This is a genomic window from Nocardioides sp. PD653-B2, assembly GCF_002117935.1.
In the GTDB taxonomy this organism is placed as follows: domain Bacteria; phylum Actinomycetota; class Actinomycetes; order Propionibacteriales; family Nocardioidaceae; genus Nocardioides.
Map to the genome: position 1 here is coordinate 25,070 of NZ_BDJE01000053.1, position 19,972 is coordinate 45,041.

At 72.0% G+C, this 19,972-nt stretch carries 18 protein-coding genes; 12 read left to right on the forward strand and 6 right to left on the reverse strand.

Going from position 1 to position 19,972, the window contains the following annotated elements:
- Positions 1-92: 92 nt before the first annotated feature.
- The gene (locus tag PD653B2_RS21555) at positions 93-1,382 is read right to left on the reverse strand and encodes a citrate synthase (protein WP_085874476.1); all 1,290 of its coding nucleotides are present in this window, start codon (positions 1,380-1,382) and stop codon (positions 93-95) included.
- Positions 1,383-1,711: 329 nt separating this feature from the next.
- Here PD653B2_RS21555 and rplM point away from each other — a divergent pair, with 329 nt between their 5' ends.
- The 4 genes from rplM to PD653B2_RS21575 are packed head-to-tail and all read left to right on the forward strand — an operon-like array spanning position 1,712 to position 4,528.
- Complete coding sequence (rplM, locus tag PD653B2_RS21560; RefSeq protein WP_085874477.1) at positions 1,712-2,155, forward strand: 50S ribosomal protein L13; 444 nt, start codon at positions 1,712-1,714, stop codon at positions 2,153-2,155.
- Between the two features lie 42 nt (positions 2,156-2,197).
- Positions 2,198-2,695, forward strand: coding sequence for a 30S ribosomal protein S9 (rpsI, locus tag PD653B2_RS21565; RefSeq protein WP_085874478.1), 498 nt, complete (start codon positions 2,198-2,200; stop codon positions 2,693-2,695).
- A 10-nt stretch (positions 2,696-2,705) separates the two neighbouring features.
- On the forward strand, positions 2,706-4,052 hold the full coding sequence (glmM, locus tag PD653B2_RS21570) for a phosphoglucosamine mutase (RefSeq protein WP_085874479.1): 1,347 nt from the start codon (positions 2,706-2,708) through the stop codon (positions 4,050-4,052).
- Positions 4,053-4,102: 50 nt separating this feature from the next.
- Positions 4,103-4,528: a hypothetical protein gene (locus tag PD653B2_RS21575; protein ID WP_085874480.1), complete on the forward strand. Its 426-nt coding sequence runs from the start codon at positions 4,103-4,105 to the stop codon at positions 4,526-4,528.
- Here PD653B2_RS21575 and coaA read toward each other — a convergent pair.
- Positions 4,525-5,514, reverse strand: a complete 990-nt coding sequence (gene coaA, locus PD653B2_RS21580; protein WP_085874481.1) for a type I pantothenate kinase — start codon at positions 5,512-5,514, stop codon at positions 4,525-4,527. The two genes, PD653B2_RS21575 and coaA, sit on opposite strands and share 4 nt — an antisense overlap.
- Positions 5,515-5,590: 76 nt before the next feature.
- Between coaA and glmS the strand changes: the two genes are divergently transcribed.
- The 8 genes from glmS to PD653B2_RS21620 all read left to right on the forward strand — a co-directional run bounded on the left by glmS (position 5,591) and on the right by PD653B2_RS21620 (position 14,435).
- Positions 5,591-7,435 (forward strand): glutamine--fructose-6-phosphate transaminase (isomerizing), encoded by a 1,845-nt coding sequence (gene glmS / locus PD653B2_RS21585; RefSeq protein WP_085874482.1) that lies wholly within the window; start codon positions 5,591-5,593, stop codon positions 7,433-7,435.
- A 19-nt stretch (positions 7,436-7,454) separates the two neighbouring features.
- On the forward strand, positions 7,455-7,805 hold the full coding sequence (locus PD653B2_RS21590; protein ID WP_085874483.1) for a holo-ACP synthase: 351 nt from the start codon (positions 7,455-7,457) through the stop codon (positions 7,803-7,805).
- 29 nt (positions 7,806-7,834) lie between these two features.
- Positions 7,835-9,235: an NAD(P)H-hydrate dehydratase gene (locus tag PD653B2_RS21595; protein WP_085874484.1), complete on the forward strand. Its 1,401-nt coding sequence runs from the start codon at positions 7,835-7,837 to the stop codon at positions 9,233-9,235.
- Between the two features lie 16 nt (positions 9,236-9,251).
- Positions 9,252-10,376 (forward strand): alanine racemase, encoded by a 1,125-nt coding sequence (gene alr / locus PD653B2_RS21600; RefSeq protein ID WP_085874485.1) that lies wholly within the window; start codon positions 9,252-9,254, stop codon positions 10,374-10,376.
- Complete coding sequence (locus PD653B2_RS21605) at positions 10,373-11,443, forward strand: alpha/beta fold hydrolase (protein ID WP_085874486.1); 1,071 nt, start codon at positions 10,373-10,375, stop codon at positions 11,441-11,443. Before alr ends, PD653B2_RS21605 begins: the two co-directional genes overlap by 4 nt.
- Positions 11,440-12,360 (forward strand): tRNA (adenosine(37)-N6)-threonylcarbamoyltransferase complex ATPase subunit type 1 TsaE, encoded by a 921-nt coding sequence (tsaE, locus tag PD653B2_RS21610; protein WP_085874487.1) that lies wholly within the window; start codon positions 11,440-11,442, stop codon positions 12,358-12,360. The genes PD653B2_RS21605 and tsaE overlap by 4 nt, the downstream gene beginning before the upstream one ends.
- Positions 12,361-12,435: 75 nt before the next feature.
- Entirely contained in the window at positions 12,436-13,548 is a 1,113-nt protein-coding gene (locus PD653B2_RS21615; protein ID WP_085874488.1) for a sulfotransferase family protein, read from the forward strand.
- Entirely contained in the window at positions 13,548-14,435 is an 888-nt protein-coding gene (locus PD653B2_RS21620) for a sulfotransferase (protein WP_085874489.1), read from the forward strand. Before PD653B2_RS21615 ends, PD653B2_RS21620 begins: the two co-directional genes overlap by 1 nt.
- 6 nt (positions 14,436-14,441) lie before the next feature.
- Here PD653B2_RS21620 and PD653B2_RS21625 read toward each other — a convergent pair whose 3' ends face one another.
- From PD653B2_RS21625 to PD653B2_RS21640, 4 genes are all read right to left on the reverse strand, one after another.
- Positions 14,442-17,141 (reverse strand): stealth conserved region 3 domain-containing protein, encoded by a 2,700-nt coding sequence (locus PD653B2_RS21625; RefSeq protein ID WP_085874490.1) that lies wholly within the window; start codon positions 17,139-17,141, stop codon positions 14,442-14,444.
- Positions 17,138-18,004 (reverse strand): hypothetical protein, encoded by an 867-nt coding sequence (locus tag PD653B2_RS21630; protein ID WP_085874491.1) that lies wholly within the window; start codon positions 18,002-18,004, stop codon positions 17,138-17,140. Before PD653B2_RS21630 ends, PD653B2_RS21625 begins: the two co-directional genes overlap by 4 nt.
- 67 nt (positions 18,005-18,071) lie before the next feature.
- Positions 18,072-18,641 (reverse strand): hypothetical protein, encoded by a 570-nt coding sequence (locus tag PD653B2_RS21635; protein ID WP_085874492.1) that lies wholly within the window; start codon positions 18,639-18,641, stop codon positions 18,072-18,074.
- The gene (locus PD653B2_RS21640; protein WP_085874493.1) at positions 18,634-19,740 is read right to left on the reverse strand and encodes an ATP-dependent DNA ligase; all 1,107 of its coding nucleotides are present in this window, start codon (positions 19,738-19,740) and stop codon (positions 18,634-18,636) included. The genes PD653B2_RS21635 and PD653B2_RS21640 overlap by 8 nt, the downstream gene beginning before the upstream one ends.
- Positions 19,741-19,972: the final 232 nt, after the last annotated feature.

Sequence of the window (19,972 nt, forward strand, 5' to 3'; positions counted from 1 at the left end):
CGGTCTCGATACGCAGGTCGCGACCTCGTTCCTCGGTCGCGCTGCTACTCGACCCGGCCCGTGGCCTTCCGAGCGTTGGGGGTGAGCTCCGCTCACGCCCAGCGCTCGGAAGCGGGCACGAAGTCCAGCGTGCGTGCACCCGTGTAGATCTGCTTCGGGCGAGCGATCTTCTGCTCCTTGTCCTGCACCAGCTCCGACCACTGGGCCAGCCAGCCCGGGGTGCGGCCGATCGCGAAGAGGACCGTGAACATCTCCGGCGGGAACTGGAAGGCCTCGTAGATCAGGCCGGAGTAGAAGTCGACGTTCGGGTAGAGCTTGCGCTTGATGAAGTACTCGTCCTCGAGCGCGATCTTCTCCAGCTCCTTGGCGATCTCGAGGAGCGGGTTGACCCCGGTGACCTCGAAGACGTCGTCGCAGGCCTTCTTGATGATCGTCGCGCGCGGGTCGAAGTTCTTGTAGACCCGGTGGCCGAAGCCCATCAGCTTCTCGTTGCCGTTCTTCACGCCCTCGATGAAGGCGGGGATGTTCTCCTTGGTGCCGATGCGCCGCAGCATCCGCAGCACCGCCTCGTTGGCACCGCCGTGCAGCGGGCCGTAGAGGGCGCCGACGCCGGCCGCGACCGCGGAGTACGGGTCGACCTGCGAGGAGCCGACGGAGCGGACCGCGTTGGTCGAGCAGTTCTGCTCGTGGTCGGCGTGCAGGATGAACAGCACGTCGAGGGCCTTGACCAGACGCTCGTCGGCCTCGAACTTCGACTCGCTCATCTTGAAGAGCATCGAGAGGAAGTTCGCGGTGTAGCCGAGGTCGTTGTCCGGGTAGACGTACGGCTTGCCCTGCGCGTGGCGGAACGCCCAGGCGCCCAGGGTCGGCATCTTCGCGATCATCCGCACGATCTGCATGTGCCGGTTGTCGGCGTCGCTGATGTTGCGGGCGTCGGGGTAGAACGTCGAGAGGGCTCCCACCGACGCCATCAGCATCCCCATCGGGTGCGCGTCGTAGCGGAAGCCCTGCATGAACGACTTGACGTTCTCGTGGACGAACGTGTGGTACGTGATCTCGTGGACCCACGCCTCGTACTCGTCCTTGGTCGGCAGCGCGCCGTTGATGAGCAGGTAGGCCACCTCGAGGAAGCTGGACTTCTCGGCCAGCTGCTCGATCGGGTAGCCGCGGTACTCGAGGATGCCCTTGTCGCCGTCGATGAAGGTGACGGAGCTGCGGCAGGACGCCGTGTTCACGAAGCCCGGGTCGTAGACGGCCAGGCCCGGCGCGTCCTCTCCGGCCTTGATCTTGCCCAGATCCGCGGCCTTGATGGCGCCGTCGAGGATCGGGACGTCGTACTCCTGTCCGGTGCGGTTGTCACGGACGGTGAGAGAATCAGTCACCCGCTCAACTTAGTCGGCGGTGTGAAGCCATGCGAACTCGGTGTCCGAGGACCGTCCACCCCGAGCCCGCGAGAAGGTGGCTCGGGTCGAGGCGGCCGACGAGCGTCGGCGGGGTGCAGCCCCGGCTTTTGACCTGTGTGCGAGGCGCCCCGTACTCTTGTCAGTCGCGCCTCCTGCCGCGTTCGTTCCACGTGCCACGGGGAGCGGATGCAGACCCGGACCCCTCGCACCACAGGGCGAACCGGGCAGTGTTCGTCAGAAGGCGCGGCTCCACCACCCGGTCGGAAACGTCCGCCCGGGCACGACGAACGAGGACAGGTAGTACAACCGTGCGCACGTACAGCCCCAAGCCCGGCGACATCACGCGTGAGTGGCTCGTCATCGACGCCACCGACATCGTGCTCGGCCGGCTCGCCGTCCAGACCGCCAACCTCCTGCGCGGCAAGCACAAGGCGATCTTCGCCCCCCACGTCGACACCGGTGACTTCGTCATCATCGTCAACGCGGAGAAGGTGTCCCTCTCGGGCACCAAGAAGACCACGAAGATGGCCTACCGCCACTCGGGTTACCCGGGCGGCCTCTCGGCCACGCCCATCGGCGAGCTTCTCGAGAAGGACGCCCGCAAGGCGATCGAGAAGGCCGTCTGGGGCATGCTCCCCAAGAACCGCCTCGGCCGTCAGATGCTGAAGAAGCTGAAGGTCTACTCCGGGCCGAACCACCCGCACCAGGCCCAGCAGGCCACGCCGTTCGAGATCAAGCAGATCTCCCAGTAATCCATCTGATCGCGACCGAGAAACTTCTGAGTGAGGAACATCGTGGCTGACACCACCGAGGTCGAAGAGACCTACGAGACTGACGAGCAGGGCGTTGCCTACAGCTCCGAGAGCGCGCCCTCCGCGGACGCCCCCGAGCGCCCCGCGACGATCGCACCCGCGGCGGCCACCGGCCGGCGCAAGGAGGCCGTGGCCCGCGTGCGCATCGTCCCCGGCACCGGCAAGTGGACCGTGAACGGTCGCGAGCTGGACTCCTACTTCCCGAACAAGCTGCACCAGCAGGTCGTGAACGAGCCGTTCGCGAACCTCCAGCTGGAGGGCCGCTTCGACGTGATCGCCCGCATCCACGGCGGTGGCATCACCGGTCAGGCCGGCGCCCTGCGCCTCGGCGTGGCCCGCTGCCTGAACGCGATCGACGAAGAGGCCAACCGCCCCTCGCTCAAGAAGGCCGGGCTGCTCACGCGTGACGCCCGCGTCATCGAGCGCAAGAAGGCCGGTCTCAAGAAGGCCCGTAAGGCGCCTCAGTTCAGCAAGCGCTGACGTACCGCGCATGACGCGCATCTTCGGCACGGACGGGGTCCGGGGCCTGGCCAACGGTCATCTGACCGCGGAGCTGGCCCTGGACCTCTCCGTCGCTGCCGCCCGGGTCCTGGCCGACCGGGGCGAGTTCGCGGGCCACCGCCCGCTCGCCGTCGTCGGTCGGGACACGCGCATCTCTGGACAGTTCCTCGAGCACGCCGTGGTGGCGGGGCTCGCGTCGGCCGGCGTCGACGTGCTCCGCCTGCGGGTGTTGCCCACGCCCGGCGTCGCCTACATGACCCAGGCCCTCGGCGCGGACCTCGGCGTCGTCATCAGCGCCTCGCACAACCCGATGCCCGACAACGGCATCAAGTTCCTGGCCCGCGGCGGGCTCAAGCTCGACGACGCGGTCGAGAAGGTCATCGAGCAGCACCTCGACGAGGAGTGGGACCGCCCGCTCGGAGGTGAGATCGGCACCGTGACGCCGTACGCCACCCCGGTCGAGGAGTACGTCGCCCACCTGGTCGGCACCGTCGCGAAGCCGCTGACCGGCATCAAGGTCGTCCTCGACTGCGCCCACGGTGCGGCGTACGCCGCCGGACCGATGGCGCTGCGCGCCGCCGGTGCCGAGGTCATCGCCATCGGGGCCGAGCCCGACGGGCTCAACATCAACGACGGCTACGGCTCCACGCACCTCGAACCGCTGCGGGCCGCCGTCCTCGAGCACGGCGCCGACGCCGGTTTCGCTCTCGACGGCGACGCCGACCGCTGCCTGGCCGTCGACCACGAGGGCAACGACGTCGACGGCGACCAGCTCCTCGCGATCCTCGCGATCGCGATGTCCGAGTCCGGCCACCTGGTCAAGGACACGGTGGTCGCGACCGTGATGAGCAACCTCGGCTTCGTGCACGCGATGAAGGCGGCCGGGCTCGGGGTGCGCCAGACGAAGGTCGGCGACCGCTACGTGCTCGAGGCGATGAAGGTCTCCGGCTACTCCCTCGGCGGCGAGCAGTCGGGCCACGTCATCATGAGCGAGTACGCCACCACCGGCGACGGCATCCTCACCGCGCTGCACGTGCTGGAACGGATGGCCGTGACCGGCCGGAGCCTCCAGTCGCTCGCGTCCGTGGTGACCCGGCTGCCGCAGGTCCTGGTCAACGTCCCCGACGTCGACAAGGCCCGCGCCGACGAGGACCCGGTGCTCGCGGCCGCGGTGGCCGAGGAGGAGGCCGCGCTCGGTGACACTGGCCGGATCCTGCTCCGCCCGTCCGGCACCGAGGCGCTGGTGCGGGTCATGGTCGAGGCGGCCACCCAGGAGCAGGCGCACGCGGTCGCCGGCCGCCTGGCCGACGTCGTGAAGCGACAGCTCGCCCTCTGACCCGGCCACCCCGATCCGGACCACGGTCCGGTTCGGCGTACTCTCGAGGCATGAAGCTTCGGAACCTGCCCACGCGCGTCGCCACGGGCGCGTTCGTCCTCCACTCGGGTCTCGGCAAGTGGAAGGGCGGTCCCGAGCAGGCCGCCGGCGTCCACGGCATGGCCGCGGGCGCGATCCCGCCGCTCCAGTCCGTCGACGCCCCGACGTTCCTGAAGGTCCTGTCGGCGAGCGAGGTCGCGATCGGCGCGGTGCTGCTCGCGCCGTTCGTCTCGAACCGCAAGGCCGGCGTCGCGCTGACGGCGTTCTCCGGCGGGCTGATGGCGATGTACGCGCGGACCCCCGCGCTCCGCGAGCCGGGCAGCATCTGGCCCAGCCAGCAGGGCATCGGCGTCGCCAAGGACGTCTGGATGCTGGGGATCGGGCTCGGGCTGCTGCTCGACCCGGCGAACCGGAAGCCGAAGGCCGTCGCTGCCTAGAGCTTCCGCAGCCGCACGTACCGCACCGAGTGGTCGCGGTCCTTGCGCAGCACCAGCGTGGCCCGGGACCGGGTCGGGAGCACGTTCTGCGCGAGGTTGGGCCCGTTGATGGTGTCCCAGATGCGCTGCGCCTCGGCGACGGCCTCGTCGTGGGTCATCCGGCCGTACTTCGAGAAGTAGGAGTCGGGGTCGCGGAACGCCGTCTCCCGCAGGCGGAGGAAGCGTGAGACGTACCAGTCGCGGATGTGGGCGGTGCCGGCGTCGACGTAGACGCTGAAGTCGAAGAAGTCGCTCAGGGTCAGGCCGGTGCGGCCGTCGTCGCGCACCCGCGCCGGCTGGAGCACGTTGAGGCCCTCGATGATCACGATGTCGGGCCGCTTGATGACGACCTTCTCGCCGGGGACCACGTCGTAGGTGAGGTGGGAGTAGATCGGCGCCTCGACCTCGTCCTTGCCGGACTTGATGTCGACGGCGAAGCGGAGCAGCGCGCGCCGGTCGTAGGACTCCGGGAAGCCCTTGCGCTGCAGCAGCCCGCGCCGCTCGAGCTCGGCGTTGGGGTAGAGGAACCCGTCGGTGGTGACCAGGGCGACGTTGGGGTGCTCGGGCCAGTGGGCCAGCATCTGCTGGAGCACGCGGGCCGTCGTCGACTTGCCGACCGCGACCGAGCCGGCGAGACCGATCACGAACGGGGTGCGGGGCGGCTGGTCCTGGTGGAGGAACTCCTCCTGCTGGCGGTAGAGCCGGCCCGCGGACTCGACGTACAGGCTGAGCAGCCGGGAGAGCGGGAGGTAGACCTCCTGGACCTCGTCGAGGTCGAGCTGGTCGCCCAGGCCGCGCAGCCGCCGGATCTCCTCGGCGGTGAGGGGGTTCTCGACCTCGTGGGCCAGCGCCGCCCAGGCGGAACGGTCGAGCTCGAGGTACGGCGAGGACTCTCGGCCGTCGGCACCGTGGTCGCTGGCGCCGTTCACCCCGCCGTGGGAAGACATGCGCCGAATTGTTGCAGCCGGTGCGCGGGGGACTGTGCGCGGTGTCCGTCCGACGTGCGCAGATACAGTGGCGCCCATGTGCGGCATCGTCGGGTACGTCGGGGAGAAGCAAGCCCAGGACGTGGTGATCGAGGGGCTGCGGCGCCTCGAGTACCGCGGTTACGACTCGGCCGGCGTCGCGCTGGTCGCCGACGGCGCGCTCGCCACCGAGAAGCGGGCCGGCAAGCTGGCCAACCTCGAGAAGGCGATCGCGGACCGGCCGCTTCCCCCGGCGACGACCGGGATCGGACACACCCGGTGGGCGACGCACGGCGCCCCCAACGACCCGAACGCGCACCCGCACGCGGGCGCCGGTCGCCGCGTGGCGCTCGTGCACAACGGGATCATCGAGAACTTCGCCGAGCTGCGGTCCGAGCTCGAGACGGCCGGGCACCACCTGCTCTCCGAGACCGACACCGAGGTCGCCGCGCACCTGCTGGAGCTCGAGGTCGACTCGGGGGCGGACCTGACGCAGGCGATGCTCGCCGTCGTAGGTCGTCTCGAGGGTGCGTTCACCCTGGTCGCGGTCGACGCCCAGGACCCGTCGCGGGTCGTCGCGGCCCGGCGGAACTCGCCGCTGGTCGTCGGCATCGGCGAGGGTGAGAACTTCCTCGGCTCCGACGTGTCGGCGTTCATCGAGCACACCCGCGAGGCACTCGAGCTCGGCCAGGACCAGGTCGTGACGATCACCCGCGACGGTGTGTCGGTCGTCGGTTTCGACGGGACGCCGGCCGTGGGCCGCCGCTACCACGTCGACTGGGACCTGTCCGCCGCCGAGAAGGACGGCCACGACTGGTTCATGCGCAAGGAGATCTACGAGCAGCCGCGCGCGGTCGCCGACTCGCTGCTGGGCCGGCGCACGCCCGACGGGCACCTGCACCTCGACGAGATGCGCCTCTCCGACCAGGAGCTGCGCGACGTCGACAAGATCATCATCATCGCGTGCGGCACGTCGTTCTACGCCGGCATGGTGGCCAAGTACGCCCTCGAGCACTGGACGCGGGTGCCGGTCGAGGTCGAGCTGGCCTCCGAGTTCCGCTACCGCGACCCGATCCTCGACTACTCCACGCTGGTCGTCGCGATCAGCCAGTCGGGCGAGACCGCCGACACCCTGCAGGCCATCCGGCACGCGCGGACCCAGCGGTCGAAGGTGCTCGCGATCTGCAACACCAACGGCTCGACGATCCCGCGCGAGTCCGACGCGGTGATCTACACCCACGCCGGTCCCGAGATCGGCGTCGCGTCGACGAAGGGCTTCCTGACCCAGCTCGTCGCCTGCTACCTCCTGGCGCTCTACCTGGCGCAGGTCAAGGGCACGCGGTACGGCGACGAGATCGACCAGGTGATGGGCCAGCTCGAGGAGATGCCCCGCCACATCGAGCAGGTGCTCGCCGCCGACCAGGCGGTCTACGAGCTGGCCCGCGAGCACGTCGACACCCGGTCGGTCCTGTTCCTCGGCCGGCACGCCGGCTACCCGGTCGCCCTGGAGGGTGCGCTCAAGCTCAAGGAGCTCGCCTACATCCACGCCGAGGGCTTCGCCGCGGGCGAGCTCAAGCACGGCCCGATCGCGCTGGTCGAGGGCGGCCTCCCGGTCTTCTGCGTCGTCCCGCCCCAGGGCCGCGACCAACTGCGCGACAAGATGGTCAGCGGCATCCAGGAGGTCCGGGCGCGCGGTGCGCGGACCATCTGCCTGGTCGAGGAGGGCGACGACGCGATCACGCCGTACGCCGACGTGGTGATCCGGCTGCCGAAGGTGCCGGTGCTGCTGCAGCCGCTCGTCGCCGTCGTCCCCCTGCAGCTCTTCGCGTGCGAGCTCGCGACCGTGATGGGCCACGACGTGGACCAGCCGCGCAACCTCGCCAAGTCGGTCACGGTCGAATGATCACCCCATCGGGGACGCCGTGATCATCGGCGTCGGCATCGATGTCGTGGACATCGCGCGCTTCGGGCTGTCCCTCACGCGCACGCCCGGCCTGTCCGCACGGCTCTTCACCCCCGCTGAAGCAACCCGCCCGCTGGCGTCGCTGGCCGCGCGGTTCGCCGCCAAGGAGGCGCTCGCCAAGGCGCTCGGCGCCCCGGAGGGCATGCACTGGCACGACGCCGAGGTCGTCTCCGAGGAGTCGGGTCGTCCGGTGCTGGAGATGCGCGGGTCCGTGCTCGCCCGGGCGACCGACCTCGGCGTCGCGTCGGTGCACGTCTCGCTCTCGCACGACGCCGGCATCGCGTCGGCGGTCGTGGTCCTGGAGTCCTGAGACGCCGACGTCCCGCTAGCGTGAGGCCCATGAGGAGCGCGCACACGGTCGAGCAGGTGCGGGCGGCCGAGGCCGAGCTCATGGCACGGCTGCCGGAAGGCGCGCTGATGCAGCGGGCCGCGGCCGGGCTGGCCTACGCCGTGATCGACCTGCTCGGGTCGGCGTACGGGCGCCGCGTGCTGCTGCTGGTCGGGTCGGGCGACAACGGGGGAGACGCGCTGTACGCCGGAGCCCTGCTCGCGCGCCGGGGCGTCCAGGTCGAGGCGTGGCTGCTCTCCGACCGCGCGCACCAGGCCGGGACCGCCGCGCTCGCGGCTGCCGGAGGACGGGTCGTCCGCCTCTCGGCTGTCAATACCTTCCCCTCAGGCGGACGACCCGAGCTGGTGGTCGACGGGATCGTCGGGATCGGCGGGCGCGGGGGGTTGCGGCCCGAGGCCGTGGCGGCGCTCGAGGCGGTCTCCGGCGTGCCGGTGGTCGCGGTCGACACCCCGAGCGGCGTCGACGTCGACACCGGCGAGCTCGACGGGCCGCACGTCACGGCGGCCCTCACGGTCACGTTCGGCACCCACAAGATCGCGCACCTGGTGGACCCCGCAGCGCAGGTGTGCGGCGCGGTCCACCTCGTCGACATCGGCCTCGAGCTCCCGCCCCCGGCGGTCGAGGCGCTCCAGCCCGACGACGTCGCGGCGCTGCTGCCGAGCCCCGCCCCCGACGCGCAGAAGTACACCCGCGGTGTGGTCGGCGTGCGCGCAGGCAGTGCGCAGTACCCCGGTGCCGGCTTGCTCAGCGTCGCCGGCGCGGCCACGGGGCTCTGCGGGATGGTGCGGTACGTCGGGGACGCGGCCGTCGCCGACCGGGTCCGCGAGGCCCACCCCGAGGTCGTCGGGGAGGGCCGGGTGCAGGCCTGGGTGGTCGGCTCCGGCGGCGGCGAGAGCGCCGGCGACGAGCTGGCGGCCGCACTCGCCGACGGGGTGCCCGTGGTCGTCGACGCCGACGCGCTCGCCCACCTGACCGGGCCGCTGCCGGTCCCGGCCGTCCTCACCCCGCACGCCGGCGAGCTCGCGAGCATGCTCGGGGTCGAGCGGGCGACGGTCGAGGCGAAGCCGCTGGAGCACGCCCGCCGGGCGGCCGCGACGTACGACTGTGTCGTGCTGCTCAAGGGCCGCCACACCCTGGTCGCCACGCCCGACGGCCGGGTGCGGGCCACCACCACCGGCACCTCCTGGCTGGCCACCGCCGGCGCGGGCGACGTGCTCGGCGGGCTGATCGGCGCGCTGCTCGCCTCCGGCCTCACGCCGTACGACGCCGCCTCGGTCGGCTCCTGGCTGCACGGGGCCGCCGCGACCGTCGCGTCGGGTGGCGGTCCGATCGTCGCCGGCGACGTCGCGCGGTCCATTCCGGCAGCCGTCCGGGGACTCCCGGTCCGGTGATGGGACAATCGGGGGCATGAGTCACCGCCCGCACCCGGAGATCGTCGTCGATCTCGATGCGGTCCGGCACAACGTCCGCACCCTGCGCGACCTCACGGGCGTGCCGTCGATGACGGTCGTGAAGGCCGACGGCTACGGCCACGGCCTGGTCGAGGTCGCCCGCGCCGCGCGCGAGGCCGGCTCGGAGTGGGTCGGCGTCGCCACGATCGACGAGGCACTCACCCTGCGACGGCACGGCGACGTCGGGCCCCTGCTGTGCTGGCTCACCGTCCCGGGCGACGACTGGGCCGCCGCCATCGACGCGGACGTCGAGGTCACCGCCTACTCGGTCGCGGACCTCGACGCCATCGCGGCGACCGGCCGTGCTGCGCGCGTCCAGCTCAAGGTCGACACCGGGCTCAGCCGCGGCGGCGCGACGATCGCCGACTGGCCCGGCCTCGTCACCCGGGCGCTCGAGGGCGAGCGCGACGGGAGCTGGCGGGTCACCGGCCTCTGGTCGCACCTCGCCGCCAGCGACGAGCCCGAGCACCCCGCCAACGACACCCAGGAACGGGTCTTCCGCGAGGCCCTGGAGGTGGCGGAGACAGCGGGGCTGCGGCCCGACGTGCGCCACCTGGCCAACTCCGCGGCCGGCATCCTGCGACCGAGCAGCCGTTTCGACCTGGTGCGGTTCGGGCTGGCGTCCTACGGCCTCGACCCGGCGCCCGGCCACACCCCCGACCTGGGGCTGGTCCCGGCGATGACGGTCCGCACCCCCCTCGTGTCGGCCAAGCCCGTCGCCGCGGGCGCCGGCGTCTCCTACGGCCACACCTGGGTGGCCGACACCGACACCACGCTCGGGCTGGTGCCGGTCGGGTACGGCGACGGCGTGCTTCGTGCGGCCAGCAACGCCGGTCACGTGCTCGTCGACGGCAAGCAGCGCGCGATCCGCGGCCGGGTCTGCATGGACCAGTTCGTCGTCGACCTCGGCGGCGACCTGCCCGAGCCCGGTGCCGACGTGGTGCTGTTCGGCCCCGGCACCCGCGGGGAGCCCACCGCCCAGGACTGGGCCGAGGCGAGCGGCACCATCTCCTACGAGATCGTCACCCGGATCGGCGGGCGGTTGACCCGGCGCTACGTCGACGACGGGGTCGACGCATGAGCGTTCGACGCAACCTCATCGGTGTCGCGGCCGGTGCGGTCGGTCTCGCGGCCGCCGGCGCGACCGTCGGCGTCGCCCGCCAGCGCCGGGCCATCACGCGCCGCGGTCCGGGCGACGCGCCGGCCTTCCGGTCCCTGCGGTCCGACCCGATCACGGTGGTCGCCGACGACGGCGTGCCCCTCCACGTCGAGATCGACGAGGTCGACCAGCCCCGGCGGCCTCGTCGGGGCAAGCCCGCGCTGACGATGATCTTCTGCCACGGCTACGCCCTCGAGCTGGACTGCTGGCACTTCCAGCGCGAGCACTACCGCGGCCGGGTGCGCACGGTGTTCTACGACCAGCGCTCCCACGGCCGGTCGGGCCGCTCGCCGATGGAGCACGCCACCATCGAGCAGCTCGGCACGGACCTGCTCACCGTGATGGACGAGGTCGCCCCGGAGGGCCCGGTCGTCCTGGTCGGCCACTCCATGGGCGGGATGACGATCGTCGCGCTCGCCGAGCAGCACCCCGAGCTCTTCGGCGACCGGATCGCCGGGGCAGCGCTCATCTCGACGACGGCCGGCGGGCTCGACCCCAGCCGGATCCTGCTCCCGATGGTGCCGTCCTGGGCCGGCGGCCGGACCATCCACCGCGGCGTCGCGATGCTGGCGCGCGGCCACCGCGCCGTCGACGGACTGCGCCGGATCGGCAAGGACGTCGCCCTGGTCGCCACCGACCAGCTCGCGTTCGGCGACTCGGTCCCCGCCAGCTACGTCGACTTCGTCGACAGCATGCTGGCCGCGACGCCCTTCGAGGTCGTCGCCGAGTTCTTCCCCGGCTTCCGCAGCCTCGACAAGTTCGACGCGGTGGGCGTGCTCTCGAAGGTCCCGACCGCGGTCATCTGCGGCACCGTCGACAAGCTGACGTCGATCGGCCACAGCCGCAAGCTGCACGCGCGGATCGGCGGCTCGACGCTGCTCGAGTGCCACGGGGCCGGTCACATGGTGATCCTGGAGCGGTACGACGAGGTGAACGGCGAGCTCGACCGGCTCCTCGAGGCCGCCGGCCTGGGGGCCGGACCGCGATGAGCGTCGAGATCCACGCCGTGGGCCCGGAGTCCGCGGCCGACGTGCTCGCGGTCGTCCGGGCGGCGTTCGAGGCGCGTCCACCGCTCGACCCCCCGGCCGACGCGCTCTCCGAGACCGAGGAGACGATCGCCCGCAAGCTCGAGGGCGGTCGCGGCCTGCTGGCCCGCCTCGACGGGGCGCCGGTCGGTGCGCTGATCCTCGACCCGTTCGGCAGCACGACGTACCTGCGCCGCTTCGGGGTGACCCCGGCGGCCCAGGGCCACGGCGTGGCCAAGGCGCTGGTCGACGCGGCGGCCGAGCTGGCCGAGGCCGGCGGCGCCGAGGACCTCACCGTCGTCGCCCGCGAGGAGCTCCCGCAGACCGTCCGGTTCTGGGACCGGCAGGGCTTCCGCGAGATCCGGCGCTACCCGCCGAGCGTCGAGCTGAGACGTCCGCTGCGCACGGTCGTCTTCCAGGCGCCCGACGCCGAGTCGATGCGCGGGCTCGGCCGCTCGCTGGCCGGCCAGCTGACGGCCGGCGACCTGATCGTCCTGAGCGGCGAGCTGGGCGCCGGCAAGACGACGTTCACCCAGGGTCTCGGCGCCGGGCTCGGGGTGCGCGGCGACATCACCTCGCCCACCTTCGTGATCGCTCGGGTGCACCCCTCCCTGGTCGGCGGCCCCGACCTCGTGCACGTCGACGCCTACCGGCTCGGCGGTCTCGACGAGCTCGACGACCTCGACCTCGACACCTCCCTCGACGACGCGGTCACGGTCGTGGAGTGGGGGGAGGGCCTGGCCGAGGGGCTCTCCGAGTCCCGGCTCGAGGTTCTCATCGTGCGCGGCGACGAGCCGCACGACGAGCTGGACCCACGCCGGGTCGAGCTGACCCCCGTGGGCCCGCGCTGGCACGCGCTGTCCTTCCGTGGGCTCGGCTGACGGTCGATGCCGACCGGACGCTCGCGACCGTTACTGTAAAGGCGTTGTTCGCCGCCGAAGTCCTGAGGAATCCCCGTGCCCGAGTCCGCTCCAGACGCCCGCGTCCGCCTCATCATCGCCACCGGCTCCGGTCGCAGCGGCACCAGCACGGTCGCCGGCACCCTCAAGCGCCTCGGCCTGCACGTCCCGCAGCCCGAGATGCCGGCCGACGAGAGCAACCCGCGCGGCTTCTACGAGCCGCAGTGGGTCGTCGAGTTCCACAAGCGCCTGCTCAACTCCATCCCGGCGCGCACCAACGACGCCCGCCCGAGGGCCGCCGAGCAGATCCGTGAGGCCGCCGCGGCGCCCGAGGTCCGCGAGGAGCTGACCACCTGGCTGTCCGAGCAGGTCGCCGAGGTCGGACCCGGCGGGCAGCTCGCCATCAAGGACCCGCGCACCTTCTGGGTCAACGAGCTGTGGAGCGACGTCGCCGACGAGCTCGACATCGACCTGTCCTACCTGACGATGCTCCGCCACCCGGCCCAGGTCGTGCAGTCCCGCGAGACCCACTACCTGACCAACCAGACCGACGAGTTCCGCCGGACCCGCCAGACCGCCAACCTGGCCGGCTGGGTCAACGCGGCGTACGAGACCGAGGTCGCGACCCGTCCGCGACCCCGCGCGTTCGTCCGCTACGCCGACCTCCTCGCCGACTGGCGCGGCGCGATGATCCAGGCGGCCGCGCAGACCGGGATCACCTACAACGCCGACCTCACGTCGACCGACCACCACCCGGTCGACGACTTCATCGACGTCAAGCTCAACCGCGCCCAGATCACCTGGGACGAGGTCGACACGATCCCGGAGCTGCAGGAGCAGGCCATCGCCTCGTGGGACGCCTGCGACGTGCTGGTCGACTCGCCGTACGACGAGGGCGCGATCGCGACGCTGGCCGAGATGCACGAGCGCTACGTCGTGCTGCACCAGTACGCCGAGGCGATCGCGCTCGACCACACCAACGTGAGCGTCGCGCAGGAGCGCCGGGCCGTGCAGGCCAAGCTCAAGGCCGCCCACGCCGAGGCGACCGCCGACCTCAAGGACCGGCTCAACCGCCGCAAGCGCCAGGTCGCCAAGCTGGAGCAGCAGCTGAGCCAGGCAGGCGGCGCCGACACCGCTCCCACCAGGTCCAGGCTCCCCTGGAAGCGCTGATGCCGGAGCCGACGACCGGCGCGAAGCCGTTCAACAAGACGTTCCTGCTCGGGGTGGGTGCCCAGAAGGCCGGCACCACCTGGCTGCACCACTACCTGGCGCGGTCGCCGCAGTGTGCGCGCGGCTACCGCAAGGAGTACCACGTCTTCGACAGTGTCGACCTGCCTGCGGAGAGGTGGCGCCAGCGCAACGTGGACATGGCGCAGGCCGAGCTCGACGCGCTCCGCAACGGCACGCCGGCGGACCCGGTCCACCTCCACCGGGCGAGCATGATCGCGGACTCGAGGTTCTACTACGACTACTTCGCCGGGCTGCTCCGCAGCAAGGCGCGGATCCGGCTCACCGCCGACGTGACCCCGGAGTACGCCATGCTCCCGGTCGAGCGTCTCACCGAGATCCGTGACTCGTTCGCCGCGCGCCGGGTCCGGACCGTCGCGATGTTCCTCATGCGCGACCCGGTCGACCGGATCTGGTCGCAGATCCGGATGCAGGAGGGCCGGCGCCCGCGCCGCTTCCCCGAGCCGGCGAACGAGATGGTCGGGCGCCTGTACGCCGACCCTCTCTACGAGCAGTGGTCGCGCTACGAGGTGACGCTGCGCAACCTCGACGCGGTCTTCGACCGGGAGAACCTCCACTTCGGGTTCTACGAGGAGCTCTTCGACGACGAGCAGGTGCGCCGGGTCTGCCGCGTGGTCGGCATCGACTACCAGGAGCCGGACTTCGGCAAGGTCGCGAACGTGTCGGCCGCCAAGGCGGTCGAGACCCTGCCCGACGACGTCGTCCGCACGGTGGCCACCCACTTCCGGGAGACCTACCTCGCCGTGGCCGAGCGGTTCCCGGAGACCGACCTCACCGCGATCTGGCCGAGCAGCCGCTTCGTCCTCTGAGCGGGCTCAGTCGGTCCGCTCCCACGGCGCCGCGACCGGCACGTAGCCCTCGAAGAACTCGCTGAGGATCTGCTGCAGCAGCTCGGGCTTCAGCGAGTGGTCGTGGTGGTCGCCGAGGCAGATGACGTCCTGCTCGCGCCACATCAGCCGGCGCAGGCGGCGCGGCAGGTCGCTGGCGCTGATGTCGACGTACGCGGTCTCGGCCGCACCGACGACCGCGGTGCCGGTCATCAGGCCGTAGTGCTGGGCGAGGGACGACAGCAGCGAGATGTCGGTGTCGTGGCGGAACGGAGACCGGGCTGTGCGGGCGACGGCTTCGGGGAAGCGCCGCTCGATCTCCTCGAGCACCGAGCGCCGGTGGGCGTACGGCGCGTGGGCGAGGCTGTTGGTGGAGACCGCGCCGAACGCCTCGCGCAGCAGGGCCCGGTTGTTCCACGCGGCCTTGAGCCAGGGCGCGGCGCCGGGCAGGTCGTCGAGGCCGAGGCTGTGGGTGGAGAAGAAGACCTTCGTCTGGCCGGCCGCCGTGAAGAACATCTGCGGGGTCAGCGGCCGCCCCAGGAGGAAGTCGTCGTTGAGGTAGACGAAGTGCTCGGCGAGGCCCGGGATCTTGTGGAGGCTGCTCTCGATGGCGTGCGAGTTGAACGTCGGGAGCGCGTCGGGCGGCAGGATCGCGGCGTGGTCGACGACGTTGACCTGCGGGTGGTCGACCAGCCAGCCCGGGACCTGGCCGGCCGTGACCACGTGGATCCTGCGCACCCAGGGCGCGAACAGGTTGATGCTGCGCAGCGAGTAGCGCAGCTCGTCGCGGTTGATGAAGCGGGCCTGACCGCTGGACTCGCGGGTCGTGGCGGTGCCGCTGAGGGTCGCGAGGCGCTGCTCGCGAGCGGCGTTCCAGGCCGCGTCGCCGCCGTCGACCCAGGTGTAGACGACGTCGACCGGGAAGGCGCAGTCGAGCACGGTCGGCTCGGCCATCAGCGGGAGCGTCCGGACCGGCACGCCCTCGATCTCGTAGGGGACGGTGGCGGTCTCGGGGGGCACGGTGTTCGTGTAGCGGTTGAGGCCGTGGGCGACGAGCTCGCCGTGCGGGCCCTGCTCCCAGAACTCCACGTCGACGCGGCAGCCCTGCGAGAGCAGGGTGGGCAGTCCCTGCCAGGTGGGCCAGGGCTCGAGGCTGACCCGGGAGCCGCGCTCGCCGGCCAGGACCGGTGCGAGGTCGGTGATGGCACCGCGGCGCTCCGGCCATCCGTGGCCGGTGGTGTCGACCAGGCTCAGCTCGGGGGGTGCGTCCGCGGCGCCGAGCTCCTCGAGGAACCGTGCGCGGGCGGGCATCGGCACGATGACCATCGGCGACGCCGCCTCGTGGGCGGGCTGGACGAACCACCGGTCGCTCACCCGGTCGGCGCAGGCGGTCGCCCAGCGCAGGGCGAGGGCCCGGACGGCCGCGGGGGTCAGGTCGGCGCGGGGCTCGACCTCCAGCACCGGGGGGTCCTCGCCGGCGGTCAGCTCGACCGCCCGCTGCAGGAGCCTGCTGCCCGGGCCGCTCGCCCGCCGGTCGATGGCGGCCTGGAAGATCGCGACCCAGCGCTCGGCGATCACGTCGGGGGCGAACGCCTGCGACGCCTCGAGCGCGCGGTCACCGAGGCGGTGGCGCAGCTCGTCGTCGGTCGCGAGGCGGAGCAGCGCGCTGGCCATGCCGGAGATCGAGTCCGGTCCGACGAGGAGCCCGTCGACCTCGTGGTGGATGAGCTCGCGGGCGCCGGACGGCGTGTCGAACGCCGCGACGGGCACCCCGGCGGCCATCGCCTCCTGGACCACGAGTGGCAGGCCCTCGCTCCTCGAGCTGAGCGCGGAGACGCTCGCGCGCGCCCACTCGCTGGGCATGTCCTTGCTCTGCCCGGGCAGCTCGACCCGGTCGTAGAGGCCCTGCTTGCGGATCCGGCGGATCAGATCGAGCCGGGTCGGGCCGGTGCCGAGGATCCGCAGCCGCCAGTCGGGGATCTCGTCGGCGATCTCGCCGAAGGCGTGGATCAGCTTGCCGAAGCCCTTCTCGGACACCAGCCGTCCGGCACTGACGATCACCTTCGTCTCCAGGGTCGACCGTGGCTTGTAGCCGTACGGCAGCGGGTTGGGGACGACGACGGTCGTGGGTGCCCGCCGGCCGAGGGCCGTGGTGAGCCAGTCGGCCATGCTCGGCGTCAGCAGCGCCACCACGTCGGCCCGGGGGCCGAAGCTGAGGAGCGGCTCGAGGCCGGACGTGCGGTCGGACGACGCCCGGTGCTCCTGGTGCACGACCACGGGCCGTTCGGGCAGCAGCTGGATCGCGGTCGCGAGGAGCCCGGGGGTCACGGAGACGACCACGTCGACGTCCAGCGACGGCAGCCGGCTCTGGAAGCCGGCATCGGTCAGGGCGGTGAACTGGGGGTCCCACCGGTCCGGGACCAGGATCGACGGGCTGGTGGCCAGCCGGGACGCGAGATCGTCGTCGACGATGCCGGGGGCCCGCGGTGCCTCCGGGTCGGAGAGGTCGACGAGGTACTCGACCTCGACGCCCGGGTCGATCGCGTAGTGCGGCACGGGCGAGCGTCGTACGGCGCTCACCACAGTGACCTGGTGGCCCGCGTCGACGAGGGCGTTGGCCTGGGTGACGACCGAGCGCTCGGTGCCGCCCAACCCGTCGATGCCGAAGACGAGGAACGCGATCCTCATGCGTCGTCCGCCGCCTCGAGGTCGACGCGCTGGAGCCGGAGGGCCCCACCCGGGGCGAACCGCAGCCGCGCGGTGACCCGGTCGCCGTCCTCGTCGGTGAACATCGGGAGCAGGACGTTGGTCGGGTCGGGGAGGTGGAGGTCGGTGTGCCACCGGAAGACCGGGACGAAGTCGTCGGGGGTGCCGAGCGCGACCCGGTAGCCACCGGACGCCGGGAGGTCGGCGTCGCCGAGGGTCCGCACGAAACCACGCTTGGTGGGCGTCGTCTCCAGGCGTGCGGCGACCTGTCCGTCGTTGTCCACGAACAGCAGGTCGGGCCGCTCGTGCCCGGGCACCTCGCACTCGAGGGTGACGGCGCCGTGGGCGGCCGAGACGCTCAGCAGTCGGGCCGCAGGCGGGACGGCGAGACGGCGTACCCGCAGGACCAGCCCGGGATCGGCGTCGAGGACGAACCGCCAGCGGCCGTCCGGGGTCGTGTCCGTGCGTGCCGGGCTCTCCGGGTGTCCTCCGGGCCCGAGCAGCCGCTGGGGGGACCCGCCGCCGCTGGGGAGGACGACGACCTCGAGCTCGGCACCGTCCGTCTCGGGGACGACCGTCGTCAGCAGCCAGCGCACCGAGCGGAAGCCGGGCTCGTGGTCGGCCTGGCCCGGCGGCAGGTCGTCGACCGGCTGCAGGATCTCCCCGGTGTCGGCGCGCCGCAGGGCGGGCTCGCCGACTCCGGCGTCGAGGGCGAGCCACAGTCGCTCGCCGTCGAGGACCCGCGCGTAGGCCGCCCTCGGCCCGTTCGCAGGGCCGCGTCCGAGGTCACGGGCAGCGCGGGCGACGGTGCGTGCGCGCCCCTCGAGACGTTGGGTGATCTTCACCGGATGAACCTTTCGCGGACGACCGCATGATGGTAGCCACGGCGGGTCTCGCAGCCGGGTACCCGGGTCAGAGACCGGTGATGCCCTCGTCCCCGTATCCCTCGGCCTGCTCGTCGAAGCTCTCGTGCTCGAGCAGGTGCAGGATCGGCACGCCGAGCCGGCGTCGCGCCTTGGAGGTCCAGTCGAGGTGGAAGAACTCCGACACCACGTGCGGGCGGGTCAGGATGATGGCCTCGCGGCCGTCGACCGCGGCGACCTTGGCGGCCAGCGCGTCGATCGGCGGGTCGGTGACGACCTCGCCCACCGCGGTCGCGCCGCTGCGCCGCAGCGCGTCGAGGGTGGCGGCGAGCTCGGAGCTCGAGCGCTCCTCGCAGTCCTTGCGGACGGCCTCGAGGTCGACCTCGCTCATCGGGGTCGTCGGCGACGACATCATGTCGCCGGCGGTCAGCGAGCCCATCGCGGACTCGATCCGGGCGGCGGCGTCCTCCAGCGGCAGCAGGACGTGGTAGGTCACCGGCACGTCGAGCCCCTCGTGCAGCGAGTGCACCTGGGCGGCGTCCACCGGGGTGAGCGCTTGTTCGACGAGGAGTACGACGTCGTAGTCCGTGGTGCTGTTCTCTGAGCTGTTCTCAGACATCAGTGGTGCCTTCCTGGTCGACGCCGAGGATCCTAGCGAGGTCGTAGGAGACCGGTTCCTCCAGTTGCTCGTAGCCGCACGACTCGGGGGAGCGATCGGGCCGCCAGCGCTTGAACTGGGCGGTGTGGCGGAAGCGCCGGCCCTCCATGTGGTCGTACTTCACCTCGAGCACCCGCTCCGGTCGCAGCGGGGTGAACGACAGGTCCTTGCCGGCGCTCCAGCGGCTCTGCGTGCCCGGCACGCGGTCGGGGTTGGCGGTCAGGAACTCCTGCCAGCGACCCCACGGGTGGTCGGCGATGTCGACGACCAGCGGCTGGAGCTCCTCGATCAGCTCGGCTCGGCGGGCCTCGGTGAAGCTCGCGCTCACCCCGACGTGCTGGAGCTCGCCGTCCGCGTAGAGGCCGAGCAGCAGGCTGCCGAGCAACGGTCGCTCGGGGGTGCTGGTCTTGTGCTCGCGGTAGCCCGCGACCACGACGTCGGCGGTCCGCTCGTGCTTGATCTTGAGCATCGTGCGGGCGTTCTCCTGGTAGGTCGCGCGCAGCGGCTTCGCCACCACGCCGTCGAGCCCGGCGCCCTCGAACTGCGTGAACCACTCCTCGGCCTGCGCCGGGTCGGTGGTGGTGCGGGTCAGGTAGCACGGGCCGCTCAGCTCGCCGAGCGCCTTCTCCAGCGCGGCGCGCCGCTCGGCGAACGGACGGTCGAGGTACGACTCGTCGCCCAGGGCGAGCAGGTCGAACGCGACGTACGACGCGGGCGTCTTCTCGCTGAGCATGTCGACGCGGGAGCCGGCCGGGTGGATCCGCTCCTGGAGCACCTCGAACTCGAGCTTCTCGCCGATGCTCACGAACAGCTCGCCGTCGAGCACGCACCGCTCGGGGAGCTGCTCGCGGATCGCGGCCACCACCTCGGGGAAGTAGCGGGTCAGCGGCTTGGTGTTGCGGCTGGTCAGCTCGATCTCGTCACCGTCGCGGAAGACCAGGCAGCGGAAGCCGTCCCACTTGGGCTCGAAGCTCAGCCCGCCGTGCTTCGCCGGGTCGGGGATGCCGGTCACCGACTTCGCGAGCATGGGCCGGATAGGAGGCATGACCGGCAGCTGCATGCTCATGACATTAGTCTTCGGGATCTGTCCCCGGTTGGTCTGCCGGGCTGGTGGGTGCCGTCTCGCCGGGCGGGCCCTGTCGTTGTCCGCCTGTCCCCGGTTGGTCTGCCGGGCTGGTGGGTGCCGCCGCGCCGGGCGGGCCCTGTCGTTGTCCGCCTGTCCCCGGTTGGTCTGCCGGGCTGGTGGGTGCCGCCGCGCCGGGCGGGCCCTATCGTTGTCCGCCTATCCCCGG

What these genes read in the sequence shown, in the direction of transcription:
- glmM (WP_085874479.1), top strand. Translation starts at nt 2,706, where the DNA reads ATGACGCGCATCTTCGGCACGGACGGGGTCCGGGGCCTGGCCAACGGT.
- PD653B2_RS21575 (WP_085874480.1), top strand. Translation starts at nt 4,103, where the DNA reads ATGAAGCTTCGGAACCTGCCCACGCGCGTCGCCACGGGCGCGTTCGTC.
- coaA (WP_085874481.1), bottom strand. Translation starts at nt 5,514, where the DNA reads ATGTCTTCCCACGGCGGGGTGAACGGCGCCAGCGACCACGGTGCCGAC.
- glmS (WP_085874482.1), top strand. Translation starts at nt 5,591, where the DNA reads ATGTGCGGCATCGTCGGGTACGTCGGGGAGAAGCAAGCCCAGGACGTG.
- PD653B2_RS21595 (WP_085874484.1), top strand. Translation starts at nt 7,835, where the DNA reads ATGAGGAGCGCGCACACGGTCGAGCAGGTGCGGGCGGCCGAGGCCGAG.
- alr (WP_085874485.1), top strand. Translation starts at nt 9,252, where the DNA reads ATGAGTCACCGCCCGCACCCGGAGATCGTCGTCGATCTCGATGCGGTC.
- PD653B2_RS21605 (WP_085874486.1), top strand. Translation starts at nt 10,373, where the DNA reads ATGAGCGTTCGACGCAACCTCATCGGTGTCGCGGCCGGTGCGGTCGGT.
- tsaE (WP_085874487.1), top strand. Translation starts at nt 11,440, where the DNA reads ATGAGCGTCGAGATCCACGCCGTGGGCCCGGAGTCCGCGGCCGACGTG.
- PD653B2_RS21620 (WP_085874489.1), top strand. Translation starts at nt 13,548, where the DNA reads ATGCCGGAGCCGACGACCGGCGCGAAGCCGTTCAACAAGACGTTCCTG.
- PD653B2_RS21625 (WP_085874490.1), bottom strand. Translation starts at nt 17,141, where the DNA reads ATGAGGATCGCGTTCCTCGTCTTCGGCATCGACGGGTTGGGCGGCACC.
- PD653B2_RS21635 (WP_085874492.1), bottom strand. Translation starts at nt 18,641, where the DNA reads ATGTCTGAGAACAGCTCAGAGAACAGCACCACGGACTACGACGTCGTA.
- PD653B2_RS21640 (WP_085874493.1), bottom strand. Translation starts at nt 19,740, where the DNA reads ATGCAGCTGCCGGTCATGCCTCCTATCCGGCCCATGCTCGCGAAGTCG.